This window comes from Planctomycetota bacterium, from assembly GCA_039819165.1.
Lineage (GTDB): Bacteria > Planctomycetota > Phycisphaerae > Phycisphaerales > UBA1924 > JAHCJI01.
In genome coordinates this window covers 1-557 of sequence record JBCBSM010000018.1, presented here as the reverse complement: position 1 = coordinate 557, position 557 = coordinate 1, and the positions used below count along the sequence as shown (strand labels likewise).

Here is a 557-nt window from a genome sequence, read left to right as displayed (position 1 = left end):
AGGCGTACTACGACGGCTGGAAGCTCGGCCTGAAGGCGCTGGCGATCTACCGCGACGGCTCGAAGGACAGCCAGCCGCTCAACACGAAGCTCGACGGCGAGAACGCCGACGAGGCGGAGGCGACGACGCCGAAACCGCGCCGCGAGCGGTTGCCCGACACGCGCCAGAGCGTGACGCACAAGTTCAGCGTCGCGGGGCACGAGGGCTACATCACCGTGGGCCTCTACCCCGACGGCCGCCCGGGCGAGCTGTTCATCACCATGGCCAAGGAGGGCAGCACCATCGGCGGTTTGATGGACGCCTTTGGCACGAGCGTCTCGATGAGCCTGCAGTACGGCGTGCCGCTGGAGGACTACGTCCGCAAGTTCTCGCACATGCGGTTCGAGCCGCAGGGGCACACCAAGAACCCGGACATCCGCATCGCCAAGAGCATCATCGACTACATCTTCCGCTGGCTGGGGATCGAGTTCCGGCCCGGCTACAAGGAGGTGTCGCTGGGCGGCAAGCCGCCCGAGGGGCCGGGGTCCCCGCCCGCCGTCGAGGACGAGCCCACCGAG

1 protein-coding gene is annotated in these 557 nt (G+C 68.2%); it reads left to right on the top strand.

Annotated features, from left to right (window positions below; all coding sequences use genetic code 11):
• Positions 1-557, top strand: a 557-nt coding sequence (locus AAFX79_13815) for a vitamin B12-dependent ribonucleotide reductase (GenBank protein MEO1009632.1), incomplete at both ends; no start/stop codon positions are given.